This window comes from Agrobacterium sp. 22-223-1 (genome assembly GCF_053522385.1).
Map to the genome: position 1 here is coordinate 568908 of NZ_JBNWCN010000001.1, position 25211 is coordinate 594118.

20 protein-coding genes and 1 riboswitch are annotated in these 25211 nt (G+C 61.1%); of the genes, 11 read left to right on the forward strand and 9 right to left on the reverse strand.

Annotated elements, in window-relative coordinates; translation table 11 throughout:
* Positions 1 to 30: 30 nt before the first annotated feature.
* The 7 genes from atzF to ACQZ60_RS02870 form a co-directional block, all read right to left on the reverse strand.
* Positions 31 to 1857 carry an allophanate hydrolase gene (gene atzF, locus ACQZ60_RS02840; RefSeq protein ID WP_448734717.1) on the reverse strand — a complete coding sequence of 609 codons (1827 nt, stop codon included), beginning with the start codon at positions 1855 to 1857 and terminating at the stop codon, positions 31 to 33.
* A complete protein-coding gene (gene uca, locus ACQZ60_RS02845) occupies positions 1857 to 5393 on the reverse strand; it encodes an urea carboxylase (protein WP_448734718.1) in 3537 nt (1178 codons plus the stop codon). Before uca ends, atzF begins: the two co-directional genes overlap by 1 nt.
* Positions 5394 to 5397: 4 nt before the next feature.
* Positions 5398 to 6048 carry an urea amidolyase associated protein UAAP2 gene (locus tag ACQZ60_RS02850; protein ID WP_448734719.1) on the reverse strand — a complete coding sequence of 217 codons (651 nt, stop codon included), beginning with the start codon at positions 6046 to 6048 and terminating at the stop codon, positions 5398 to 5400.
* A gap of 16 nt (positions 6049 to 6064) precedes the next feature.
* Positions 6065 to 6880: an urea amidolyase associated protein UAAP1 gene (locus ACQZ60_RS02855; protein ID WP_448734720.1), complete on the reverse strand. Its 816-nt coding sequence runs from the start codon at positions 6878 to 6880 to the stop codon at positions 6065 to 6067.
* A gap of 163 nt (positions 6881 to 7043) precedes the next feature.
* Positions 7044 to 7790, reverse strand: coding sequence for an ABC transporter ATP-binding protein (locus ACQZ60_RS02860; RefSeq protein ID WP_004432675.1), 747 nt, complete (start codon positions 7788 to 7790; stop codon positions 7044 to 7046).
* Positions 7787 to 8605 carry an ABC transporter permease gene (locus ACQZ60_RS02865; RefSeq protein ID WP_448734721.1) on the reverse strand — a complete coding sequence of 273 codons (819 nt, stop codon included), beginning with the start codon at positions 8603 to 8605 and terminating at the stop codon, positions 7787 to 7789. Before ACQZ60_RS02865 ends, ACQZ60_RS02860 begins: the two co-directional genes overlap by 4 nt.
* A gap of 60 nt (positions 8606 to 8665) precedes the next feature.
* Positions 8666 to 9739 (reverse strand): putative urea ABC transporter substrate-binding protein, encoded by a 1074-nt coding sequence (locus tag ACQZ60_RS02870; RefSeq protein ID WP_448734722.1) that lies wholly within the window; start codon positions 9737 to 9739, stop codon positions 8666 to 8668.
* A 73-nt stretch (positions 9740 to 9812) separates the two neighbouring features.
* Positions 9813 to 9922: riboswitch (guanidine-I (ykkC/yxkD leader) on the reverse strand.
* A 327-nt stretch (positions 9923 to 10249) separates the two neighbouring features.
* On the opposite strand from ACQZ60_RS02870, the gene ACQZ60_RS02875 reads away from it, so the two are divergent.
* From ACQZ60_RS02875 to ACQZ60_RS02890, 4 genes are read left to right on the forward strand one after another with little or no spacing between them, the layout of a single operon-like run.
* Positions 10250 to 11494: an ABC transporter substrate-binding protein gene (locus ACQZ60_RS02875; RefSeq protein ID WP_035263175.1), complete on the forward strand. Its 1245-nt coding sequence runs from the start codon at positions 10250 to 10252 to the stop codon at positions 11492 to 11494.
* 46 nt (positions 11495 to 11540) lie between these two features.
* Entirely contained in the window at positions 11541 to 12458 is a 918-nt protein-coding gene (locus ACQZ60_RS02880) for a carbohydrate ABC transporter permease (protein WP_059760857.1), read from the forward strand.
* The gene (locus tag ACQZ60_RS02885) at positions 12455 to 13285 is read left to right on the forward strand and encodes a carbohydrate ABC transporter permease (protein WP_004432685.1); all 831 of its coding nucleotides are present in this window, start codon (positions 12455 to 12457) and stop codon (positions 13283 to 13285) included. The genes ACQZ60_RS02880 and ACQZ60_RS02885 overlap by 4 nt, the downstream gene beginning before the upstream one ends.
* A 15-nt stretch (positions 13286 to 13300) precedes the next feature.
* Positions 13301 to 14461, forward strand: a complete 1161-nt coding sequence (locus ACQZ60_RS02890) for an ABC transporter ATP-binding protein (RefSeq protein WP_035263177.1) — start codon at positions 13301 to 13303, stop codon at positions 14459 to 14461.
* Between the two features lie 46 nt (positions 14462 to 14507).
* Here the strand turns inward: ACQZ60_RS02890 and ACQZ60_RS02895 are convergent, their stop codons facing one another.
* Complete coding sequence (locus ACQZ60_RS02895; RefSeq protein ID WP_035263179.1) at positions 14508 to 15269, reverse strand: GntR family transcriptional regulator; 762 nt, start codon at positions 15267 to 15269, stop codon at positions 14508 to 14510.
* A 222-nt stretch (positions 15270 to 15491) separates the two neighbouring features.
* Here ACQZ60_RS02895 and ACQZ60_RS02900 point away from each other — a divergent pair, with 222 nt between their 5' ends.
* The 6 genes from ACQZ60_RS02900 to ACQZ60_RS02925 all read left to right on the forward strand — a co-directional run bounded on the left by ACQZ60_RS02900 (position 15492) and on the right by ACQZ60_RS02925 (position 22466).
* Entirely contained in the window at positions 15492 to 16523 is a 1032-nt protein-coding gene (locus ACQZ60_RS02900) for an L-idonate 5-dehydrogenase (RefSeq protein ID WP_448734723.1), read from the forward strand.
* Positions 16524 to 16577: 54 nt separating this feature from the next.
* Complete coding sequence (gene dgoD, locus ACQZ60_RS02905; protein WP_448734724.1) at positions 16578 to 17726, forward strand: galactonate dehydratase; 1149 nt, start codon at positions 16578 to 16580, stop codon at positions 17724 to 17726.
* A 178-nt stretch (positions 17727 to 17904) separates the two neighbouring features.
* On the forward strand, positions 17905 to 19104 hold the full coding sequence (locus ACQZ60_RS02910) for a mandelate racemase/muconate lactonizing enzyme family protein (RefSeq protein WP_035236078.1): 1200 nt from the start codon (positions 17905 to 17907) through the stop codon (positions 19102 to 19104).
* A gap of 11 nt (positions 19105 to 19115) precedes the next feature.
* Positions 19116 to 19883: an SDR family oxidoreductase gene (locus ACQZ60_RS02915; protein WP_004432705.1), complete on the forward strand. Its 768-nt coding sequence runs from the start codon at positions 19116 to 19118 to the stop codon at positions 19881 to 19883.
* 217 nt (positions 19884 to 20100) lie between these two features.
* Positions 20101 to 21729, forward strand: a complete 1629-nt coding sequence (locus ACQZ60_RS02920; RefSeq protein ID WP_448734725.1) for a Ppx/GppA phosphatase family protein — start codon at positions 20101 to 20103, stop codon at positions 21727 to 21729.
* A complete protein-coding gene (locus ACQZ60_RS02925; RefSeq protein ID WP_080852641.1) occupies positions 21726 to 22466 on the forward strand; it encodes an RlmE family RNA methyltransferase in 741 nt (246 codons plus the stop codon). Before ACQZ60_RS02920 ends, ACQZ60_RS02925 begins: the two co-directional genes overlap by 4 nt.
* Here the strand turns inward: ACQZ60_RS02925 and ACQZ60_RS02930 are convergent, their stop codons facing one another.
* Entirely contained in the window at positions 22467 to 23864 is a 1398-nt protein-coding gene (locus tag ACQZ60_RS02930; RefSeq protein WP_035236057.1) for an MDR family MFS transporter, read from the reverse strand.
* Positions 23865 to 24073: 209 nt separating this feature from the next.
* Between ACQZ60_RS02930 and ACQZ60_RS02935 the strand changes: the two genes are divergently transcribed.
* Positions 24074 to 25075, forward strand: coding sequence for an MBL fold metallo-hydrolase (locus tag ACQZ60_RS02935; protein WP_035263186.1), 1002 nt, complete (start codon positions 24074 to 24076; stop codon positions 25073 to 25075).
* Positions 25076 to 25211: the final 136 nt, after the last annotated feature.

Here is a 25211-nt window from a genome sequence, read left to right on the forward strand (position 1 = left end):
CGGAGGATGCCCATATATTTTGAGAAAATGTCACGCATGGCTTTTCCTTTCTTCTTGTTTGATCGACCGGATATAGGCGCGCCACCCTCCAAGGCCTGTCACTTCCACAGCACCCTTGAGCGCATAGGGTTCGCACAGGAAGCCGGAGATTTGTGATCCGTCGTCCAGCGTCACCTTGCCGATGCCAAGGGGAGCGGGAATGTTCTGCACGAAACGTCCGAAGGCTTCGGGCGTCACCCTCCAGACCTCCACCTCCAGCCCCGCGCCTTCGAAGCCGGGCTCCCGCAGCAGGCCGGGTTTCGGTGGAACGGTATTCGGCAAGACGAACAGCCGGTAGTCGCCGGCCGTGCGGCAGGATTTCATCAGCCGGCCGCCGGGGCCTGTGAGTTCGTGATTGAGCGGCATGCCGGTGAGATGGGCGCCGACAACGACAATCGGCACCAGCCCGTCATCGGTATCCGCCACTTTCGAAGCTTCCGGCAGGGCAGCCCTGCGGTCCCTGCCCATGCCCGGCTGCAATGCGCGGTGCAGCATATCGGCAAATGGCGCCAGCGCATCGTCGGAAAAGGCCGGGCCGAACAGGGTGACACCCGCCGGCAAATGATCCGCGGCATCGAAGCCCGCGGGAACAGCGATGGCCGCATAACCGAACAGATTGGCGAAATTGGTATATCGTCCGAAATGGCCGTTCTTCGCGATCGGATCTGCGCGCATCTCCTCCACCGTGTAGGTGGTGGGCGATGTCGGCAACATCAACACGTCGGCTTTCGCCCATTCCGCCGATGTCTTCTGGCGAAGCGCCTCGAGCCCGTATAGTCCCTCGAAGGCGTCGACGGCATCGTATCGCCTTGCCCCCTCGATGATTGCCCTTACGGCGGGATCGAAATCGCCGGCATTGGTCGCCAGGAAATGCTTCACCGCCGCCAGACGCTCGGCCACCCACGGGCCGTTATAGAGCAGCTCAGCGGCCTGACGGAACGGCGCATAGTCGAAGGGGACGATGTCTGCGCCGAGCATTTTCGCTTTTTCGATAGCCGCGTCATAAAGCGCCTCGAAAGCGGCATTGCCGAAAAATTCCCGTTCCCCACGCTCAAGCACACCAATGCGCAGCCCGGCAGCCGGCAGGGCGGCCGGCTTTGCCCTGCGCGAGAAGGGATCGCCGGGATCATAACCCTCCATGACCCTGCGCACAGCCGCACCGTCGCCCACCGTGGCGGAAAAAACGGTCACGACGTCCACCGAGCGGCATGCGGGTACGACGCCGACATTCGGCACCAGTCCGGGTGTTGGTTTGATGCCGACAATATTGTTGAAGGCCGCGGGCACGCGGCCGGAACCGGCCGTATCCGTGCCGAGCGCGAAACTGGCAAGGCCGGACGACACCGCCACGGCGGAGCCGGAGGACGAGCCTCCCGACACATAGGCCCTGTCGAACACCGATCGCGGTGCGCCGTGCGGCGAGCGTGTGCCGTTCAGCCCGGTGGCGAACTGGTCGAGATTGGTCTTGCCGATGACGATTGCGCCTGCGGCCTTCAGCCGGGCGATGACGGTTGCATCCTGTTGTGGCCGGTAGGCAAAGGCAGGGCAGGCGGCCGTCGTCGGCAGGTCGGCCACGTCGATATTGTCCTTGACGGCAAAAGGCACACCCCACAGCGGCAGGCTGTTGGCTCCGGGCGCGCGGGCCAGCAGGTCGCGGGCGGCGGCGCGCAGATCCTCGTCCGGCGTCTTCGTTATGAAGATCGCCGGATCGTCCGACGCCTCGATGCGAAGAATTATCTCCTCGACGAGATCGAGCGGGCTCAGCCCCTTTGCATAGGCATCTTTCAGCGACGCGATATCGAGAATGATCGGCAACATTACATGGCCTCCAGAACGACCAGCACGTCGCCGGCCCTGACATTGCGGCCCGGCCCGGCGCGGAGATCGCGCACCTTGCCCGCGGCGTGCGCGTTGACTGTGATTTCCATCTTCATGGATTCGATGATGGCGAGCGTTTCTCCTGCCGCCACCTTCTGCCCTTTTTCCACCAGCACCTTCCAGACATTGCCCGGCACGGCACTTTCAATGCCGAAGCAGCCGTCGGGAATATCGCCCCCGAGGCCGGGGCCGACGCCTTCATCGACAACGAAACTATCGAGCCCCTCATCCTTCCAGCGTTGGCGTTCCGCCTCGAAGGCGGCCTGCTGGCCCGCCTTGAATGCGCCGATTGCGGCGGCATTCTTCTGAAGCTCCGCCTCGTAATCCGCATAGGAAAACTCGCCCTCTTCGATACGGACGGGATAACCCCCATGGGGAAAGGCGGCGCGGGCTTCGGTCAATTCGCCGTGGCTGACGGGAAAGAAACGGACCTGATCGAAGAAATCGAGCAGCCAGGGTTTGTCCTTGCCGAAGACCGGGGTTTGCCGCCACGTATTCCACATCTGGATGGTGCGCCCGAAGAGCTGATAACCGCCCGGTCCCTCCATGCCGTAGATGCACATATAAGCGCCGCCGATGCCGACGGCGTTTTCCGGCGTCCAGGTGCGCGCCGGATTATATTTCGTCGTGACGAGGCGATGGCGCGGGTCGAGAGGCGTGGCAACCGGGGCGCCGAGATAGACATCGCCAAGCCCCATGACGAGATAGGAGGCGTCGAAGATTTTGTCTTTTACCGCCTGTTCGTCATCCAGACCGTTGATGCGGCGGATGAATTCAATGTTCGAGGGGCACCAGGGCGCATTGGGGCGCACCAGCTCCTGATATTTACGCATCGCCAGCGCCGCATCCGGATCGTCCCACGACAGCGGCAGCCAGACGGTGCGGCTCGGCACCTTCACCGAGTGAACGGAAGGCATGCCGCTTTCGATTTCGGAAAGAAGGCCGAGCAACCGGCCACGCGTCACATGCGATCCATCGTAGTGAATTTGCAGCGAGCGGATGCCGGGGGTCAGGTCTATCAGGCCGGGAACGCCGGCTTCCCGCACCGCCTGCATTAAAAGATGGCTGCGCAGGCGCAGGCTGATATCGAGTTGCATCGGCCCATATTCGACCAGCAGGTTGTCATCGCCCTGCCGGCGATAAACGACCGGAACCTCGCCGTCATCGCGACGGCCGAGAATGGGAGAGCCGGCATTGTCGCCAATGCGTTTGACGATGGGACCGGCAATGGGATCTTTCGCCCGCGCAACCGGATGAAAGCGGATTTTGTCGCCCGGTTTGAACTGTCCCATCTTCCATTGCTCATCCGCGGCGATCACCGCCGGGCAAACGAAGCCGCCGAGGGACGGGCCATCCGGCCCGAGAATGATCGGCATGTCGCCCGTAAAATCGATGGCGCCGATGGCATAGGCATTGTCATGGAGGTTCGAGGGGTGAAGTCCGGCTTCCCCGCCGTCCTCGCGCGCCCATTTCGGCGCGGGGCCGATGAGGCGTACACCCGTGCGGGCGGAATTGAAATGCACCTCATATTCGGTCGCAAACAGGGTCTCGATATCGTCCTCAAGGAAAAAATCCGGCGCGCCATGGGGCCCGTAGAGCACGCCCACCGACCATTCGCGGGTCAGGTCGGCAGGTTCGGAGGCGGCTTTCGCATCGGCCTGGGGGACGCGGGCGAGGCGAAGAACGTGGCCGGCGCGCAAGGTGCCGGTGGCGTTGCCGCCGAACTGACCAAGCCCGAATGTGGCGCGCGAGCCGAGCACGACCGGCGCGTCAAAACCGCCGGCCACCGCCAGATAGGCCCGCTGCCCCGCCCCGCCGATCTGGCCGATGGTAAGCGTCTGCCCGGCCTTGACCGTGATCGGGGTGTTATGCGGAACGGGTTCGCCGTCGCACTTCATCGGCATTTCCGCGCCGGCAAGCGCCACCGTCACATCCGCAAAGAACTTGAGCACGGGACCGGAAACGGTGATTTCCAGAGCCGCGGTGTGGTCGTGATTGCCGACCAGCCGGTTCGCATGACGGAAGGAACGTTCGTCCATCGGTCCGCTCGGCGGCACCCCGACATGCCACAGGCCGAGACGGCCGGGCAGTTCCTGAAGGCTCGATTGCGCTCCCGGTGCAATGACCTCGACGACATCTGGCACGAAGGGAAAATCCTTCAGCGCCGTGGTCGCGACATTGCCGGTCCGGAAAAGGCTGGAGCCGGCAATCGCCCTGAGATAGTCGAGGTTGGTCTCGATGCCTGAAATCGCGGTGTGCGACAGGGCGTCGTCGAGACTGGCGATCGCCGCGTTGCGATCCGCCCCCGTGACGATGATCTTGGCCAGCATGGGATCGTAAGAAGGCGTTACCTCCGTGCCGGTCTCTATCCAGCCGTCGACCCGGACATCTTCGGGAAAAACCACCTCGGTCAGAAGACCGGCGCTCGGGCGAAAATCGGCATGCGGCATTTCCGCATAGACACGCGCCTCGATGGCCGCCCCCTTGGGTATCAGCTCCTCTGCGCCGGTCAGGACATCGTCGCCGGCGGCCTGACGGATCATCCATTCCACCAGATCGATGCCGAAGACGGCTTCGGTCACCGGGTGCTCCACCTGCAGCCTCGTATTGACCTCCAGGAAATAGAATTCCTCGCGGGCCGGATCGTAAATGAACTCGACCGTGCCGGCGGAGCGATAATTCACCTGTTTTCCCAGCGAGACGGCGGCCGCGTGCAGGCGCGCCCGAACCTCATCGGAAAGCCCGGGGGCGGGTGTCTCCTCGATGACCTTCTGGTTGCGGCGCTGAAGCGAGCAGTCGCGTTCGCCAAGTGCGATCACCCGTCCCTTGCCGTCGCCGAATATCTGCACTTCGACATGGCGAGCCTTCGCCACGAACCGTTCCAGATAGACGCGGGCGTCGCCAAAGCTCGCTTTCGCCGTGCGCTGCACGCTCTCGAAGGCCGCTTTCAGCGCGGCATCGTCGGCGCAGAGCTGCATGCCGATGCCGCCGCCGCCGGCGGTGGATTTCAGCATGACCGGATAACCGACGGCTTCCGCGGCGGCGAGCGCGTCTTTGACCGAGCCAAGCAGCCCGGAACCCGGAAGCAGCGGCACACCGCTTTTCTGCGCCAGTTCCCGGGCGGTGTGCTTCAGGCCGAAATCGGCGATGTTTTCCGGTGTCGGGCCGATGAAGACGATGCCTTCGGCCGCCAGCCTTTCGGCAAAGCCGATATTTTCGGAAAGAAAGCCATAACCGGGATGGACTGCTTCCGCCCCCGTCTTTTTGCAGGCGGCAATCACCGCTTCGACATCGAGATAACTTTCTGCGGAGGGCGCGGGCCCGAGGCGTATCGCTTCGTCGGCCGTCAATGCCGCCCTGGCGAAGCGGTCGGCATCGGAATAGACCGCCACAGAGGCAATACCCATGTCCCGGAGCGTCCTGATGATGCGGACAGCGATTTCGCCACGATTGGCGATGAGAACTTTCTTGAACATCGGCTCAATCCTCCCCGTTCCAAACGAGCACCCGGATCGGCGTCGGATCGAAACCATTGCAGGGATTGTTGATCTGCGGGCAGTTGGAAATGACCAGCAGCACATCCATCTCGGCCACCAGTTCGACGTAGTCGCCGGGCGAGGAAATGCCGTCCACGATGGTCATGCCGCCATTGGGCGAGATGGGCACATTCATGAAAAGGTTGATATTGGAAACGACATCGCGTTTGCCCATGCCGTATCTGGCGACCTCGGCGACGAAATTGTCCCGGCAGGCATGGAGATATTTCGTTCCATGGCCGAAACGCACCGTGTTGCTTTCGCAGGAGCAGGCGCCGGCGGAGGTGTCGTGACGGCCGCAGCTGTCGGCGGTCACGGTCAGCATCACTCGGCCCTCGCTCGACATGATTTTCGTGCCGGTCGAAATATAGGCCGCGCCCTGCGCCCGCACCGTATCCTGACTGGAGTAGCGTTCGGAAAAGTCCCCAGCGTTGTAAAACAGCGTATCGATGGCCTGCTGGCCGTAGGTGTCTTCGATACGAACCGTGGCGCCCTTGCGGATGAAGGTGGAGAAGGGTTTTTCAGCCGGGACGTAGTGGTTTTGCGCTGCATTTTCAGATGTGCGCAACGAAACGGTTTCAATGAAATCGGTCATGTTCATTTCTCCCGGCTCAAAGGTTGGAAAGCGCGTTGTTCTCGAAACCGCGCACGGCCTCGGCGGTGGCGGTCCGGCACAGGTCGTCGGCGGCAACCGGAGCGGCCGCAAGGCGGGTGACCGTCACCGGGTTCGGCGCATAGGCCGGGTTGGGATCGAGCGGATGCGGGCAATTGGAAAAACCGACCAGCATGTCCATTTCCGCACGCAGTTCCACATAATCCCCGCCATTGAGGAGGGCCGGGTTCCAGAAAAACCGGCCTTCGGCATCAACACGCACGGGCGCGAAAAGCGTCAGCGCGGCGGGAATGTCACGGCGCTCGAGGCCGAGCTTCATCGCCAGCTTGATGAAGTTATCGCGTGTGTCGCGCAGATGTTCGCCCTCATAACGGGCGTTGCTCTGCGCGTTCGAGCCGCCGACAAGGCAATCATGCGCGCCGGAACTGTCCTCGGTAATCGAAAACATCACACGCCCCATGTCGGAAAAGATGACGCGACCTTTGGAAAGCCCCGTCGTCCACTGCACCTTGATCGTGTCGGGCAGATTGATGCGTTCCGAGGTATCGGCGGCATTCCAGGCGATGAGCGCAATCGAAGAGAAGCCGTGGCTGAGGCTGATGCGCAGCACCTCTTCCCTGCGCAGCCTGGTCGTCCAGTACCAGCCGCCGGGAATGATTTCGCGGTGAAGGATTTTCGTTTCGTCGAGCGTGGGTTCGGGCAGGAGGCTGAAGCCGGGCAGCGCCTTGGGCGCGAATTCCAGCCCCTTTTTCTGGTGATCTTCATAACGGGCGCGGTTGGCGGCGATTTCTTCGGGCGAACGTCTTTGGTGCATAAGGTGCTCCATGGCGGTTGAGTTCGGGTCGTCCCGGTGTCTGCCCTTGTTTGCCGGGTCGTCCCGGCGGGCCGTCGGAAGCAATTCCGGCAGGGGTGTTGAGCCGCCCCTCTATCCGCAACTGCGCAGTCGACATCAGGGCTTGGCCCTGATGCATATCGTTTCAGGCGGCGACGCCGCCGGCCCGGCGCGGCGGCCAGATCGAAATGTCGCGGGTGACCGTTGCGCCATAGCGCAGTTTTTCCTCCGGGCGGTCGCGTGGGCGCTCGAAAGCGATGACGCGGGTGGCAAGCGTGAAGGCCTCGCGCATGTCGTGCGTCACCATCACCACCGTCATCTGCGCTTCGTTCCACAGCCGTTTCATCAGCTGATGGATTTCGGCGCGAATGCCGGGATCAAGTGCGCCGAAGGGCTCGTCGAGCAGCAGGATTTTCGGCCGCATCAGCAGCGTCTGGGCAAGCGCCAGGCGCTGCTGCATGCCGCCGGAAAGCTGGGCAGGATATTTGTCTTCAGACCCTGAAAGGCCGACATCGGCGATCATGGTGCGGGCCTCGTCGATCGCGGCCCGGCGGGCGGCGCCGAACAACCTGCCGCTGACGGGCGAGGCGGCAAGTTCCTTGCCGATCAGGACGTTACCGAGCACGGTCAGGTGCGGAAACACCGAATATTTCTGAAACACGACGCCGCGGTCCGGTCCCGGTTCGTCGGGCAGCGGTTTGCCGTCGAGAAGGATCGTGCCGCGGCTCGGCCGCTCCTGGCCGAGGATCATGCGCAGGAAGGTGGTCTTGCCGCAGCCGGACGGACCGACAAGCGCGACAAATGCGCGGGATTCGATCTCGAGCGAAACATTCTCGAGCACGATCTGGTCGCCATATTCCTTCCAGACATTGTCGATGGTGAGCGTGCTCATGCCTTGTTCTCCGTTGCCGACCAGGGAAAGACGGCGAGGCGCAGCCGGTCCAGCAGCCAGTCGGTCAGCACGGCGATAAGCGTGATCCAGATGACATAGGGAAAAATCACATCCATCGCGAGATAGCGACGAACGAGGAAGATGCGATAACCGAGCCCCGCATCGGACGAAATCGCTTCCGCCGCGATCAGGAAAAGCCAGGCCGGTCCGAGCTGGAGACGCAGACAGGTGATGAGCCGCGGCAGGACCTGCGGCAGCACTACGCGCAGCGCGATCTGCCATGAGTTTGCCCCGAGCGTCTCGGCCTTGATGATCTGCTCGCGCGGCAGTTCGATGGCCCTGAGCGCCAGATCGCGGATCATCACGGGCGCCACACCGATGATGATGAGTGCGATCTTGGAAATTTCGCCAAGGCCGAGCAGGATGAAAAGGATGGGCAAAAGCGCCAGCGGCGGCACCATGGAAATGGCGCCGACGAAGGGCGAAAGCAGCGATCGTGCGTAAGGCAGCATGCCGATCAGCATGCCGATGGCCAACGCCATCGCGGTCGCTATCCCCAGTCCCGAAAACAGGCGGACGAGGCTTGCGGCCGTATCCGTCCATAGAAGAATGTCACCCGTGCGGGCATCGGGGATGACGGCCAGCCGGTTGATGGCGTCGGCAAGGCCGGCAAAGCCCGGCAGAAGCTTGTCATTGGCGTTTTCGGCAAGCCGTGCCGCCGAGCCGACCGTGTAAGCGATCAGCACGGCCGCAAAGGGCAGGACGGCAAGTCCAAGACGGGCGCCGTTCGAAGGACGCGAATTGATCCAGCGCATGGGAAACTCCGGGGTGATGGCAGGGTGGAAGACCGCGCCGGGGCGCGGTGCGGCTGGTCCTCAGAGCATTCCCTTGGCCGCTTCGGCCATGTAGTCCGTCGTGAAGCGGAACTTGACGTTGGACGTGTCGCCGCGGACGGCCCCATCCGGAAACGCGATGCCGATTGCGTCCGCCGATGACGCGCCGTTGCCAAGCAGGCCCTTGTCGAACAGGAAGTGCCGCACCCGGTCCATGGTCTTCGGCAGGTCCGGCGAAGCCGTGAAGGCGACCGCGTCCGCCGGCTTGTCGAACAGCTTGGTGGCCGCCATCTGGGCTTCGAAACCGGCAAGATCCGTGCCGGATGCCTTGCCCATCGCCTCGCGCGCCGCCTTGCCTTCCGCGCTCTCGGCGGTCATCACCTTCATCGTATCGTACCAGATGCCCGCGAGCGCCTTGCCGAAATCGGGATTATCCTTCAGCACATCGGTATGGGCGACCATCAGATCGATGATCTCGCCGGGGACTTTGGAACTGTCGAAAACCTTGTTGGCCGAGGAATTCTGGAGAATGGTCGAAACCAGCGGATTCCACGTCACGACAGCGGAAACCTCCGGTGTCTGATAAGCGGCGACCATGTCCGCGTCGGACGTATTGACGACTTTCACATCGCGTTCGGATGAGCCGATGGTTTCGAGCGCCCGTGCAAGCAGATAATGCGACACGGAGAACTCCACGAGATTGATGTTCTGGCTCTTGATCTCGGCAAGGTCTTTTTTGTCCTTGAGGATGACGGCATCGTTTCCATTGGAGAAATCGCCGACGATGACGGCGGTTGTATCGACGCCGCCGGCAGCGGGAATGGAGAGGCCGTCCATGTTGGTCAGCGTCACGGCGTCATAGGCGCCCGCCGTATACTGGTTCATCGATTCCACATAGTCGTTGAACTGCGTGACCTCGATATTGATGCCGTATTTGTCGGCCCATTTCTTGACGATGCCATGGTCGGCGGCATAACCCCAGGGCATCCAGCCGACATAGATCGACCAGGCGACCTTGAAATCCTTTTTGGGCGCAGCATCCGCTGTGGAAACCAGCGGGAGCGCAAGAAGGCCCCCCAGCGCGGAAATGGAAATGATTGTTCTGAAAGTCTGCATTGGTATTCCCCTTTTGCTTGTTCTCAAAAAGGGATCGGCATAGACCAACGCCGCCAATCCCTTGGCTAACGAGGTCTCCCGGGCTTTTGTCCCGCCGTGCATCCGTGCGAGATTTCTCCTCGCACAGTGGCTGCTCTCGGACCAATCGTGCAAACCTGCACCGGAACCCTAGCGGCCAACTCGGAATAAACGAAGCAAACCGCGTGCCAGATTGGATTTCGGGCTTTTACGCGCAATTTCGTCAAAATGCGAAGAAGAGTGCCCGATTTGTGTTCTTGTCGATGGGCTTCCAAGCATATTTTTTAGGCGCAGCTTCGGCGAGCCGCCGTGTCGTGGCTTTCACCAGGCCATTCAGTCACCATCGTCACTTCAGAATTGCTGGCGGGCAACAACGCAAAATAACAGCGTTGACTTTCGTGAAATATCACAACATTCTAGTTCGTGGATGAGGAAGCATGTCCGGCGGTGGAGGAAAAGTCCGTCGGATATGTATAAGGATGGAGGATCCAAATGGCTTATCTGCATTCAAGACGTGGAATTGTTCGCGGCGCCCTAGCGTCCGTGCTGCTGGTCTCGGCGTTATCGGGCACGGCCTTTGCGCAGCAGGCGAAAGAGAAGATCACATTTGCTGCGGCGATGTTCTCCGAGGCAGGCCGCGGTGACCGCGCCAAGGCGTGGGTTCAGAAATTCAATGAAAGTCAGGACAAGATCGAGGTCGAGCCGATCGCGATCCCGTTCTCCAGCTTCGCCAACACCGTCTTCACGCAGATGGGCGGGGGCGGCGGCCCGGATTTGGTCCGTTTCGACCAGATCGACTATTTCGCAGCCGTGCCATCGGGGCGCGTTCTTTCCCTCGAAGGCCTTATCGATCCGTCGCAGTATAAATTCATCGGCCCCGACAAATATCTCGCGGTGAACGGCAAGCGTTATGGCGTGATCTTCGATTCCACCGGTTACGGGCTTCTTTACAACAAGGATATCGTCAAGGGCGCACCGCCCACGACATTTGAGGATTTCCTCAAGGTTGCCAAGGAAACAACGGGTGACGGCAAATATGGTTACGCCTATCGCGCCACGATGGCAGAACGGGCCGGTTTCTGGCAGGACGTCTGCAATTTCGTCTACGGATTTGGTGGCCGCTGGAGCGACGCTTCCGGCAATCTGACGGTAAACAGCCCCGAGGTCATCAAGGGTATCGAGGCCTATAAGGCGGTCTACGATCTCGATGTCATTCCGAAAGGCGCCGATGCCGCCACCTACCGGCGCATGTTCTGGGAAGGCAAGATTGCCATGAATGTCGACAATGGCGGCGTTGCGGCGATCTTCCACCAGAATTCCCCGAACCTTCCCTTTGCCGCCGCACCTTCTCCTTTCCCGACGCCCGCCCAGGGCCTGATCATGACCATGCTGTCGATCAACGCCAATACCAAGCACAAGGATGCGGCCGTCACCTTCCTGAAATGGGCGCTGGAACCGGAAAATCAGCAGGGCCTGCAAAAGGCCATGGGAACCATCGTCGGCACGGTGACGCAATATTCCGCCGAGGACCTGGCGGCGCAGCCCTGGCTCACCGTATACGACAAGCAGGTCGAAACGGCGGTCCCGCAACTGGTCATGGGGCTTGAGACGAAGACGCCGGAAATCCAGCAGATCGTGCTCGAGAGCGTGCTGAAGGTTCTTCAGGGCGGGGAAAACCCCAAGGACGCCATGGATGCCGCGCAGCGGCTGATCGAGCGACGGGTGCTGCGCCGCTGATGCGGCGCAGACTTTACCTGCAATTTTCACAAAGCGAGTAATGTCGATGCGATCATCCGACTCACGCAGCGGGATCGAGGGCAGCCGGTGGACACCTTATTGGTTCGCCGCGCCTGTCGCCCTTTATCTTCTGCTGTTTCAAATCTACCCCTTGCTGCAGGAGTTGAAGCTCAGCTTCACATCGACTTCGCTGCTGTCTCCCGACGACCAGCTCTTTGTCGGTTTCGAAAACTATCTCTACATCTTCGAAACCAGCGATTTCGCGCAGGTTCTCTGGGTCACGCTGATCTATACGATCCTCTGCGTCGTGCTGGCGATCGGTTTCGGTCTCGGTACGGCGCTGCTTCTCAACAACCCCTTTACCGGACGCGGCATTGCCCGCGCCCTGGTAACGGTGCCATGGGCGGCGCCGCCGGTTGCCGTTGCACTGATCTTCACCTGGATGCTCAACTCCCAATATGGCGTGTTCAATTATGCGCTGCGGGTGCTGGGCCTGCCGTTTTCCAGTGAAAACTGGCTGGACAATCCCTCGCTTGCCCTGCCTGCCATCATGATCACGACCATCTGGCAGATCTTTCCGTTTTCTTCGGTCGTCATTCTGGCGGCTCTGCAGGGCGTTCCATCGGAAGTGCGCGAAGCTGCGATTATCGATGGAGCCGACCGGTTCAACGTCTTCAAGACGGCTGTATGGCCTACCATCCAGCCGACCGTGCTGTTGCTCGCCCTCTTCGTCACCATCTGGTCGCTGCGCCGTTTCGATCTGATCTGGCTGATGACGCAGGGAGGTCCGATCGGCGCGACCAATACGCTGGTGATCGAGCTCTACCGCCAGGGCTTCGTCTATCGCGAGCTCGGCAGTGCTGCCTCCATCGGCATGGTGGGCCTCGCCATCGCGCTTGTCGTGACAATGATCTACTTCAAGATATCGCAGCGTGCCGAACGTGCGCAGGGGAGACGCGCATGAAAACCTCTCCCTGGCAGCACAGCCTGCGCATGATCAGCGTCCTTGCCCTTCTCGGTGTTGCTGTCTTCCCGATCTATTGGATGTTGGTGACATCGCTCACCACGTCTTCGGAGCTTTTTGCCGCAACTCCGCAGTTCCTGCCGTCGTTTTCGGAATTGAATGTCTATCAGGACGTGTTCAAGACCATACCGGTTGCGACATGGCTGAAAAACAGCGTGATCGTTGCTTCCGGCACGACGGTGCTGAGCATTGTGCTGGCGATCTTGCCTGCCTATGCGCTCTCCCGTTTCCGGTTCGCCGGTCTCGCTCTTCTCGGCTTCGTGCTGTTTGCCACCCAGATGCTGCCCGAAGCCATGCTGGTCGTGCCGCTCTACGCCATCTTCGGCGATCTCGGGCTGCTCAATACTCTGACCGGCCTGATCCTCGCCAACACCGCCTTTACGGTGCCGGTCATCGCCTGGATTCTCAAAGGGGCCATCGATGCGGTGCCGATCGAGGTTGAAGAGGCCGCCCGTATGGAGGGGTGCTCCAAACTCGACGTGGTGCTTCTGATCGTGGTGCCGCTGATTGGGCCGACGCTCGCCGCCGCCTCGGTCATCGCATTCTTCAACGGCTGGAACGAGTATGTTTTCGCCCAGACGCTCATCAGCAGCGAAAGTCTGCGCACCGCCTCGGTGGGGCTCGCCGGTTTCGTCGGCGAATTGTCGACGCCCGTGCATTCCGTCATGGCCGTCGGCTTCATCTACACGCTGCCTGCTGTCCTGTTTTACCTTCTTGTCCAGCGTTATGTCGTGGCCGGTATGACGGCCGGCAGCGTCAAGGGCTGATAAAGGATCTTTGAAATGGCATCCATTACCCTGAAAAGCGTCAGCAAGAGTTTCGGCGCAAAGGACGTTATCCGCAATATCGATATTGCCGTTTCGGACGGCGAGTTTCTGGTGCTGCTCGGCCCTTCGGGCTGTGGAAAATCGACGCTTCTGCGCATGCTGGCCGGTCTTGAAAGCATTTCCGGCGGAGAAATACTGATCGGCAGCCGCCGCGTCGACAATCTGCCGCCAAGCGACCGCGACATGGCCTTCGTTTTCCAGTCCTATGCGCTCTATCCGCATCTGACCGTGCGCAGGAACATGACGTTTCCGCTGGTGATGAAACAGTTCCGCTGGTGGCATCACCTGCCAATCATCGGAGGCCTTGTCAGGCGGCGGATCGAGAATTCGCCGCAGGTGAAGGAAATGGTGCAGCGCAATGCGAAGATACTGGGCCTGACCGAGATGCTGGACCGGTTTCCGCGCACCCTGTCGGGCGGGCAACGGCAGCGTGTCGCGCTAGGCCGGGCGATGGTGCGGCAGCCCGAAGTCTTCCTGATGGATGAGCCGCTCTCCAATCTGGATGCCAAGCTCAGGACGTCGATGCGGGCGGAAATTTCCAAGCTGCATGCCGATATCGGCGGTACATTCGTTTATGTGACCCACGATCAGGTCGAGGCCATGACGATGGGAACCAAGATCGCGCTGATGCGCGACGGTGTCGTTCAGCAATTCGGTTCGTCCCGCGAAATCTATAGCGATCCGGCCAATACCTATGTCGCGCGCTTTATCGGCACGCCGCCGATGAACCTCATCGAAGCCGATGCGGCAAGCGGTGTCGTCAGCGTCGGTGGCATTGCGCTGGCATTGCCGCAGGGCCTGTCGGCAGCGGTCAGGGAGGACGGCAAGGTTCTGTTCGGCATCCGCCCGAATGCGATCCGGCTGACGCCCGAACGTCAACCCGGCAGCGTCGAAGGCACGGTGACGCTGGTGGAGCATATCGGCGCCGAATCCGTCATCGCGGTCACGCTCAGCAATGCCCGCACGGCGCATCGCGAAGAAGGTGAACTGGACGCCGTCATGGTCACCGAACAGGGGTACACCGGGCTTAAAGTCGGTGATCCGGTTTCGCTGGCGTTCAACCTCGATGACGCCGTTCTGTTTTCCGCCGAAACCGGCCTGCGGCTACGCGCATAATCTTCAGCACCGGAGCCGGATCATGCAGGACGCAAGAGGCGATACTTCACAGCGAGATCAGCGATTCCAGGCTGGAATCGAGGATGGATGGATCGATGTCCCTCTCGAGGGCATCGAACATCCGGTCGACATAGTCGATCAGCTGGTCGGACGCCTCGACGGCCAGCGCGACATTCCGCTTGGCGATTGCCTCGAGTATGCCGATATGGCTCTGGATACTTCCGGCCAGGCTTTCCGCGCCGCCGATATTGCGGTGATGGATCAGGCCGATGCGCCGGAACAGGGTGTGGAGCGGCCGCAGCGTATGCTCGAGGAACGGCTCTCCCGCCGCCAGCAGGATCAGCTTGTCGATGCGGCGGTCGAAAATATTGAAATCGCCGATCGCCATCGTGTCGCGCTGGTCTTTCAGAATGCGGGTGATGTGCAGCATCTGCGAACGGTGCGTGGACGTGGAGTGCTCGGCTGCCAGCGACACGACGAAACGCTCGAGGTCGCGCCGCAAACGCAGAAGCATTCGCTCGCGGGCGAGGTCGATGGGCGCGATCTGCAGGCCATGACGGGGCTGAATGATCACGAGCGTATCGGCGGCCAGCCGGCTGACCGCCTGATGCACGGGCGTGCGGCTCAATCCGGTCTCTCTCTGCAGGTCTTGAATGGAAAGAAAGCGGCCCGGCTTGAGTTCACAGGTAATGATCAGGTGCTCGATGCGCTCATAGGCAAGCTCCGTCAGGTTGACGCTGTTGCGTCTCTTCTTCTCCTGCGGATTGCCGTCCTCATCTTTCGTCCCGTTCTTGTCTTCACCGGTCATGCTTCATTCCTCGAGATTCTGCCTGACGTTACCGTTCCGTCTCGTCAGTTGCAAAATGCAATAACAGGAAATTTCTCAATATTTCAGATTTCCAGAATTTTCAAAGGAAGCACCGTCGCGGCGAGAAAGCTTTTCGCCAGCGTGCGGCACCATCAAACCAAAAATTGTCTCGCTTGAAGGCTGCTCAGGCACCGTCACAGCGAAATCAGGAAGGAAAATTCGATGTTAGGCGTTATCATTCACGCTCAGAAGGATCTGCGGATCGAACCCGTGGCCAGCATCGCCCCGGCTGCCGGTCAGGTTCGGATTGCCGTCAAGGCCGGAGGCATTTGCGGTTCCGATCTTCATTATTACCTGCATGGCGGTTCCGGCAGCATCCGCGTGCGTGAGCCGATGGCGCTCGGCCACGAGATGGCCGGCGTTATCGAGGAATGCGGCGCCGGTGTTTCGCATCTGGTGCCGGGCATGCGGGTGTCGGTCAATCCGAGTTCTCCCTGTTACGAATGTGAATATTGCCGGGAGGGCGCCCATAACCAGTGCATGAACATGCAGTTCATGGGCAGCGCCATGCGCCTGCCGCATGCGCAGGGCGGTTTCCGCCAGAGCATCACCGTCAGCGCCGCCCAGGCAATTCCGATTGCCGAGACGGTTACCATGGCGGAAGCGGCCATGGCCGAGCCGCTCGCCGTTGTTCTGCACGCCATGAAACAGGCGGGGCCGCTTCTGGGCAAGCGTGTGCTGGTTACGGGCTGCGGTCCGATAGGGGCGTTGTGCGTGCTGGTGGCGCGGAATGCGGGCGCTGCGGAGATCATCGCGACGGATGTGGGCGAATTCCCGCTGCAGGTCGCGCGTAAACTCGGCGCGACAGCGGCTCTCAACATGGCGACGACGCCGGAAGCGCTTGCGCCCTACGCCACGGGCAAGGGTACGGTCGACATCTTGTTCGAGGCCTCGGGCAATCAGGCTGCGCTCAACGGCGCACTCGCAGCCATCCGCGCCGGCGGCATCATCGTCCAGCTCGGGCTTGGCGGCGATGTTACATTGCCGATCAACGCCATCGTCACCAAGGAATTGCAACTGCGCGGCACCTTCCGTTTCGACAGTGAGTTCCAGCAGGCCGTCGATTTGATGAACTCCGGCCGCATCGATCTGACACCGCTCGTAACCCATACTTTGCCGTTTCAGGAGGCGAATGACGCGTTCATGCTCGCCACTGACAGGTCGCGGGCGATGAAGGTGCAATTATCGTTCTGAGAGACATCGCGGGTGCGGCGATCCGCTTCGATGGCGGAGATGAAGGCAACTATCATGAAGATCACAAAACTCACCACCTATATCGTTCCGCCACGCTGGCTGTTCCTCAAGATCGAGACGGATGAGGGCATCACCGGCTGGGGCGAGCCCGTGGTCGAAGGCAGGGCTCTGACGGTTCAGGCTGCCGTGCATGAGCTGGAGGATTACCTCATCGGCAAGGATACGTTCCTGATCGAGGATCACTGGACGGTCATGTATCGCGGCGGGTTTTATCGTGGCGGTGCGGTCCATATGAGCGCGATTGCCGGGATCGACCAGGCGCTCTGGGATATCAAGGGCAAGGCGCTCGGCCAGCCGATCCACGCGCTGCTCGGAGGCCAGTGCCGCGACCGGATCAAGGTCTATTCGTGGATCGGCGGCGACCGTCCGAGCGACGTGGCGAACAATGCGCGGGCCGTCGTTGCCGCGGGCTTCAAGGCGATCAAGCTGAATGGCGCCGAAGAGCTGCAGATCGTCGACGGCAACGACAAGATCGACGCCATCGTCGCGACCATAGGCGCCGTGCGCGATGCGGTGGGGCCGCATATCGGCATAGGCGCCGATTTCCACGGCCGGGTTCACAGGCCGATGGCCAAGGTGCTGGCGAGGGAACTCGAGCAGTTCAAACTGATGTTCATCGAAGAGCCGGTACTTTCGGAAAATCTAGAGGCGCTGAAGGAAATCGCCAATCATTGCTCGGCTCCGATCGCGCTCGGCGAGCGGCTTTATTCACGTTGGGATTTCAAATCCGTCCTCTCCGGCGGCTATGTCGATATTATCCAGCCGGATCTTTCGCATGCGGGCGGAATTACCGAATGCCGCAAGATTGCGACGATGGCGGAGGCCTATGACGTCGCCCTTGCGCCGCATTGCCCGCTTGGGCCGATTGCTCTGGCTGCCTGCCTGCAAATCGATGCTGTCAGCTACAACGCATTTATCCAGGAGCAGAGCCTTGGCATTCACTACAATCGGGGCAGCGACCTTCTGGACTACATCACCAACAAGGATGTCTTCCGTTACGAGGACGGGTTTGTCGAAATACCGCAGGGTCCCGGTCTGGGTATCGAGGTTGATGAGGCGCATGTGATCGAAATGGCGAGGCAAGGCCATCGCTGGCGCAATCCGCTCTGGCGTCATCAGGATGGCAGTCTCGCCGAATGGTAAGCGCAGCGATGAGGCAGGCTTTTCGGACTGACGATTCTCTCCGTTGGAACCAGTGCATCGGAGAGCTGACGAGAACCGCCTTTGGGACTGGAGCATGTTTTCTTGTGAGAGATAAGTAGATGGTCCTGTCCATGCAATTTGGAAACGAAACGACGGGCAGACAGAAATGGAAGCAATGATGAAAATAACTGCGATCAAGACTTTTCGAGCAGAAGAGTTCTCCAATGTTCTCTGGGTGCATGTGGAGACCGATCAGGGCGTTACCGGCCTCGGCGAAACCTTTTATGGGGCGGCGGCCGTCGAGGCCCACATCCACGATACGCTGGCAAGCCGGCTGGTGGGCCGTAACCCGCTTCATATAGAAGCCCTTCACCGGGAAATGCTCAACCTGCCGATGGCCCATGCCTCGACGGGGGCGGAACATCGGGCGGCTTCCGCAGTCGACATCGCGCTGTGGGATATTTTCGGCAAGGTATGCGGGCAGCCTGTCCACCAGATGCTGGGCGGGCTCTGCGTGGAGAAGATGCGTGTCTACAATACCTGCGCCGGAAGCCGCTATGTGCGGACGAAGAAGATCAAGCCGGTCGATACATGGAATTTGGGGGAAGAAGCCGGCCCTTACGAAGACCTCGACGGTTTCATGAACCGGGCGGGCGAACTGGCGGAAGACCTCCTGTCGAACGGCATTACGGCCATGAAGATCTGGCCGTTCGATCCTCCGGCGATGGAAAACCGCGGCCTGTTCATCACCGCGGAACAGATGAAGACGGCGATCAAGCCGTTCGAGCTGATCCGCAAGGCGGTCGGCGACAAGATGGATATCATGGTCGAGTTCCACTCGCTGTGGAACCTGCCGGTTGCCAAGCAGATCGCGCGGGCGCTCGAACCGTTCAAGCCCACATGGTACGAAGATCCGATACGGATGAATTCGCCGCAGGCGCTTGCCGAATACGCGCATTCCACCGATGTGTGGACCTGCGCTTCCGAAACGCTCGGCACCCGTTTTGCCTATAAGGACTATCTCGACCGCGACGCCGCCCATGTCGTCATGGCCGACCTGTGCTGGACGGGCGGCCTGACCGAGGGCCGCAAGATCGCGGCCATGGCGGAAACCTATCACCGGCCTTTTGCCCCGCATGACTGCATCGGCCCGGTCGGCTTCGCCGCCGCGATCCACATGAGCTTTTCGCAGCCCAACACGCTTATCCAGGAAAGCGTGCGCGCTTTTTACAAGGGCTGGTATCGCGAACTGGTGACGGAGGTTCCGCGTATCGAGGGCGGCTTCGTTTATCCGATGGAAGGCCCCGGTCTCGGCACTGAACTGCAACCGTCCTTCTTCGAGCGCTCGGATCTGTCCGTCCGCGTCTCTGAACTCTGAGGGGAATCGTCATGAGCGTTTCACTATTCGATCTCAGCGGCAAGACGGCGCTGATCACCGGTTCGTCCCGCGGTTTGGGGCGGGCCTTCGCCGAGGGGCTGGCGAATGCCGGCGCCCGGGTGATCCTCAATGGCGTCGACGCCACCCGACTGGAAGAGGCGGCTGCGGCGATGCGCTCGACAGGTCGTGAGGTGCTGACCGCGGCGTTCGACGTGACCGACGAAGCCGCTGTCATCGCAGCCTTCGAGCGGTTCGACCGGGACGGTATCCGGGTGGATATCCTCGTCAACAATGCCGGCATCCAGTTCCGCAAGCCTATGCTGGAGCTGGAGAGCGCCGACTGGCGAAGGGTGATCGACACCAATCTGACGTCGGCCTTCCTCGTCGGCCGGGAGGCGGCCAGGCGAATGGCGGAGCGCGGTTCCGGCAAGATCATCAATATCGGATCGCTGACCTCCGAACTCGCCCGGGCAACGGTTGCGCCTTATACCGTGGCGAAAGGCGGCATCAAGATGCTGACCAAGGCCATGGCGGCCGAGTGGGCCGAAAAGGGCATTCAGGCCAATGCGATCGGCCCCGGCTACATGATCACCGATATGAACGAGGCCCTGCTCGCCAACCCGGAATTCGACGCCTGGGTCAAGGCGCGTACGCCGGCGCGGCGCTGGGGGCGTCCGGAAGAACTGGCGGGAACCGTCATCTATTTTGCGTCCGCCGCATCCGATTACGTCAATGGCCAGATCGTCTATGCCGATGGCGGCATGATCTCCGTGTTGTAGGCGAGCGCCCGCAATTGGTTTCGTCACGCTTGGGGAGAGCGTGACGGGTTCCAGCAAAACCAGCGGAGGAGCAGCATGAAACTCCTATCGATAAAGCGTGCATTCCGCGCGGGCGTCACGCAACCTTGGTGACGTGTGAGCCTTTGCCACACGCCGCCCGGCAAAAACCATTTGGCTAAAATCGCTTGCGCTGGTATTGTCCGCCCAACGAAACCTTATGAAAGCCAGCAGCATAGCGTCTACGCTTGTGCGCGGCGAAATGGACAAGACAGTGATCGACCCCGGAAACGGCCCAAAGCCGTCGGAACAAGGGGCGTCGGTGGCGAACAAAGGGAAAGCGAAGCGATCCCGTCGTGGCAAGAAACACAAGCGTGACGGTCAGCCCCGTGACGCTGCTGTGCTGTCGCATGATGTTGCCGCGGATGTTCCGGCCGGTTCCTCCTATGTATCGGCTCTCGAGCCGGATGCCGAGCCGCGCAAGAGAAAGCGCCGCAGGCGCTCTCGCGGCAAGGGTACGTCTCAGCAGGCTGCCCCAGCTTCCACCGTGCAGACGCAGGCTCCAGCCGCAACAGATGCTGCCAATCCATCCTCCGTGCCGCCGGGCGCAGGGCGAAAGTCGCGCCACCGCAAGCGTGGTCACCGCGATCCGCGCGGCCGCGATCCACAGGGCCGTCCGCTGGTTCCCACCCATGCGCCGAAACATGTCGGCAAGCAGAATGGCCGCGCCAATGGGGCCGGGCAGGAACCGCATCGGCAATCTGAGATATCCGCGCGCCATGCAGGCCGCCAGCATGAGCATGGCCAGGAGCCGCCGGCGGATATGTATGCCGCGCTCGATCTCGGCACCAATAATTGCCGCCTATTGATTGCGCAGCCGACGCGGCCCGGCCAGTTCCGGGTCGTCGATGCCTTTTCGCGCATCGTTCGGTTGGGCGAGGGGCTGGTGTCGAGCGGCCGGCTTTCTGACGACGCCATGGATCGAGCTGTCGAGGCGCTGAAAGTCTGCTCCGCGAAACTCTCCGGTCGTCCGATCAGGCGCATGCGGCTCATCGCCACCGAGGCCTGCCGCGCTGCGTCGAATGGCGAGGAATTTCTGGCGCGGGTTACGCGGGAAACGGGACTGAAGCTCGAAATCATCAGCCGCGAGACGGAAGCCCGCCTTGCGGTGTCTGGCTGCGCCTCCCTCGTCGGGCGCGAGGCGCGTTCGGTCGTGCTGTTCGATATCGGTGGCGGATCGTCGGAAATCGCCGTCATCAAGGTCGGGGAAAACCGCTCGAACCGGCTCGCCAATCACATCACCCACTGGACCTCGTTGCCGGTCGGTGTCGTCACGCTCTCGGAACGCCATGGCGGGCGCGATGTGACGCCGGACGTCTTCGCCGCCATGGTGCGGGAAGTCGAAGGGCTGCTCGATGCCTTCCATTGCCCGCCTCTCGCGCCGCAGACCCATCACGAGGATTTTCATCTGATCGGAACCTCGGGCACGGTGACGACGCTTGCCGGCGTCCATCTCGATCTGCCGCGATACGATCGCCGCAAGGTGGACGGTTTGTGGCTTTCCGATGCCGAAGTGACGGCCATGCAGGACAAGCTGCTCGCATGGGATTTCGCCGGCCGCGCCGCCAATGCCTGCATCGGGCCTGACAGGGCCGATCTGGTCCTGGCCGGCTGCGCCATTCTCGAGGCCATTCGCCGCCGCTGGCCGGCACGCCGTATGCGCGTGGCGGATCGCGGCCTTCGCGAAGGCCTTTTGACGGATATGATGGCGGATGACGGCGCATGGCGGCGCAACCGCATTAGGCGCATGCAGATGACACGGCAGGACAGGACGGAAGGTTTGACATGAGCAAGGCGCCGACAAGCAACAACCGTACCGGCCGCAAGATCGGCCAGAAGGTCAAGAAGACCAAGCTCAAGGCCTCGTCGCGCCGCTGGCTGGAACGTCATATCAATGACCCCTATGTGCAGCGCGCCAGGCTTGAAGGCTATCGCGCCCGCGCGGCCTTCAAGCTCTTGGAAATCAACGACAAGCACCAGATCCTCAAAGGCGCGCGCCGCATCATCGACCTTGGCGCCGCCCCCGGCAGCTGGTCGCAGATCGCTTCCAAGGTGACGGATTCCACCGAGGACGATATCCGCGTCGCGGCTATCGATTTCCTCGAGATCGATCCCATTCCCGGTGTGAAAATTCTGCAGCTCGACTTCCTCGATCCGAGCGCGCCGGAAAAGCTGATGGAGGCCGTTGGCGGCACGCCCGATCTGGTGCTGTCGGACATGGCCGCGCCCACCACCGGGCACCAGAAGACCGATCATATCCGCACCATGCATCTGTGCGAAGTCGCGGCCGATTTCGCCGTTCAGGTGCTGGCGGAAGGCGGTCACTTCCTTGCCAAGACCTTCCAGGGCGGCACGGAAAAGGCATTGCTGGATATGCTGAAGAAGAACTTCAAGCAGGTTCTGCACATCAAGCCGGCGTCCTCACGCTCGGAATCGGTGGAAATGTTCCTGCTTGCCAAGCACTTCAAGGGCCGCAAGAGCGAGCCGCACGTCGATGCGGAAGCCGAAGAGGCTTCCGAAGACTGATCATTCCGCCGGTTGCGAGACCTTGCCGCGGTGGCCGGAGACGGCCGCCCCGGCATTGCCGTCCATGCGGATGATCGGCACGATGGCGAACAGCGATACCAGCGCGACGATGGTGAAGGCGATGTGGAAATCGGCGAGCTGCAGATGCGTGCCGGACATCATGCTGCTGACTTCCAGAATGGAGGCGGCGAAAGCCACGCCCAGCGCCAGGCTGATCTGCTGCAGCACCGACGCCATCGAGGTCGCCTGGCTGGCCTGACTGTCCTCGATATCGGAATAGCTGAGCGCGTTCGATCCGGTGAAGAAGAAGGACCGGGCAAATCCCGCTGTCACAAGGAAGATCATGATCAGCGGATAGGGTGTTTCCGGTGTGAAGAAGCTGTTGGCGAGCGTCGTGCAGGCGCCGACGATGCCGGCTCCGATCAGTGTCGAGCGGAAGCCGGTTGCCGCAAACACCCGCTTGGCCATGAATTTCGTGGTGATCGCGCCGATTGCGCCGGCAAAGGTGATCATGCCCGACTGGAACGGATTAAGCCCGAAACCGATCTGCAGCATCAGCGGCATCAGGAAGGGTATGGCGCCCGTGGAAATGCGGAAAACGGTGCCGCCGACGGACGCCGCCCGGAAGGTCGCGTTCTGGAAAATGCGGAAATCCAGAATGGGGGCAGGGTGGCGCGCGGCGTGGCGCAGATAAAGAAAACCGCAGATGAAACCGATGATCGTCGAGGCGATGCCGATGGCCGGTGGCAGCGCGGGCAGGCTGACGACGGAGAGGCCGAACACCACGCCGGAGGCGGCGATGCCTGACAGCACGAAGCCCTTGCCATCCATCGGCGGCGGGTTGGTGGTTTCGATTTCCGGCAGGAAGATCGTCGAGAGCCAGATGCCGATGACGCCGATCGGCACATTGATCAGGAAAATCCAGTGCCATGAAAAATAGGTGGTGATGAAGCCGCCGATGGGCGGGCCGGTGAGCGGCCCCACCAGCCCCGGAATTGTCAACAGCGCCATGGCGGAGACGAGTTCGCTGCGCTTGGTCGTGCGCAAAAGCACGAGGCGGCCAACGGGCGTCATCATCGCCCCGCCCATGCCCTGCAGGAAACGCGAAAGCACGAATTCGAACACCGAGGACGATACCGCGCAGCAGATCGACCCCACCACGAAGACGCCGATGGCGAAACGGAAGATTTTCTTCGCGCCGTATTTGTCGGCCATCCAGCCGCTGATCGGAATGAAGATCGCCAGCGCCACCATATAGGCTGTCAATGCGAGCTTGAGCGTGATCGGGCCGACATGAAGGTCGGCGGCAATTGCCGGCAGCGAGGTGGCGATGACGGTGGAGTCCATCTGCTCCATGAAGAGAGCGACTGCCAGGATGAGGGGAATGATGCGGTTCATGAGGCTGCCTGCGGCTTTCCGCTGCGACAAAGGATATCGCCGTTCCTCCTACGCCTGATAAGCGGGCTTGCCAACACGTTAATTATCAATTTCTCAAGTTCCGATCAAACCTGCGTGAGGCCGGTTTTCTTGCAACTTTATCGCTCTATTGTCCGTTGGCTTGGTTCAGTTGGCGATCACGGCCAGTTGGCGATATCGGAGACAAGATAATGACCCAATCCTTGAGCATGAGCAGACGCGGCCTCATCGGTGCGGCGGGCGCAAGCGTTCTCGGTGCGCCGCTGTTGATGGCGCGCACGGCAACGGCCCAGACCAACCAGCCGCAAACCTCCATGGAGATAGAACACGCGATGCCGCCTGAAACCAACCGCTTCAAGCTCGGCAATTTCGAAGTGCTGGTGGTGAAGGATGGCGCACGCGCGGCCCCCAATCCCGGCGAGACCTTCGGCACCGACCAGTCGGCGGAGACGGTCGGAAAATTGCTGGAAGACAATTTTCTGCCGAAGGAGCAATTCGTCAATTCCTTCTCGCCGGTCCTCGTCAATACCGGCACCGATCTCGTGCTGTTCGATACCGGTTTCGGTGAGGCCGGGCGCGGTGCGGGCAATGGCCGGTTGATCGAGGGCATGGCGGCCGCCGGTTATACGCCGGAAGATGTGACCGTGGTGGTGCTGACCCACATGCATGGCGACCATATCGGTGGGCTGATGGAAAAGGGCGCTCCGGCTTTTTCCAAGGCGCGCTACGTGTTCGGCCAGGCGGAATATGATTTCTGGACGGATGAGAAGCGCGTGGGCACGCCTGCCGAGGGCGGTCACAAGGGCGTTCTCACGAACGTCAAGCCGCTGGCGGAAAAGGCGACCTTCATTGGCGACGGCGCCAGTGTCGTATCCGGGATCACCGGCGTGGCGGCCTTCGGTCATTCGCCGGGTCACATGATCTTTCGTGTCGAATCGGAAGGTAAACAACTCATCCTGACGGCGGATACGGCCAACCATTTCGTCCTTTCCCTGCAGAAGCCAGACTGGGAGGTGAAGTTCGACATGGACAAGGCGGCAGCCGCCGCGACCCGCAAGAAGGTCTACGACATGATCGCCACCGACCGTTTGCCTTTCCTTGGGTATCACATGCCTTTCCCGGCGGTCGGTTACGCGGAAAAGCTGGATACCGGCTATCGTTTCGTGCCGAAATCCTATCAGTTCGACATCTGATGCATGTCGCGCAAAAGTGTTAAGCGGTTTTTGCGATAACGACATGCATAAAAACAAGCAGTTAGAGCGCGTCGTGTGGAACAGGAATCCACACGACGCGCTCTAACGTCTGCTGCAACGCAGCAACAAAGAAAGC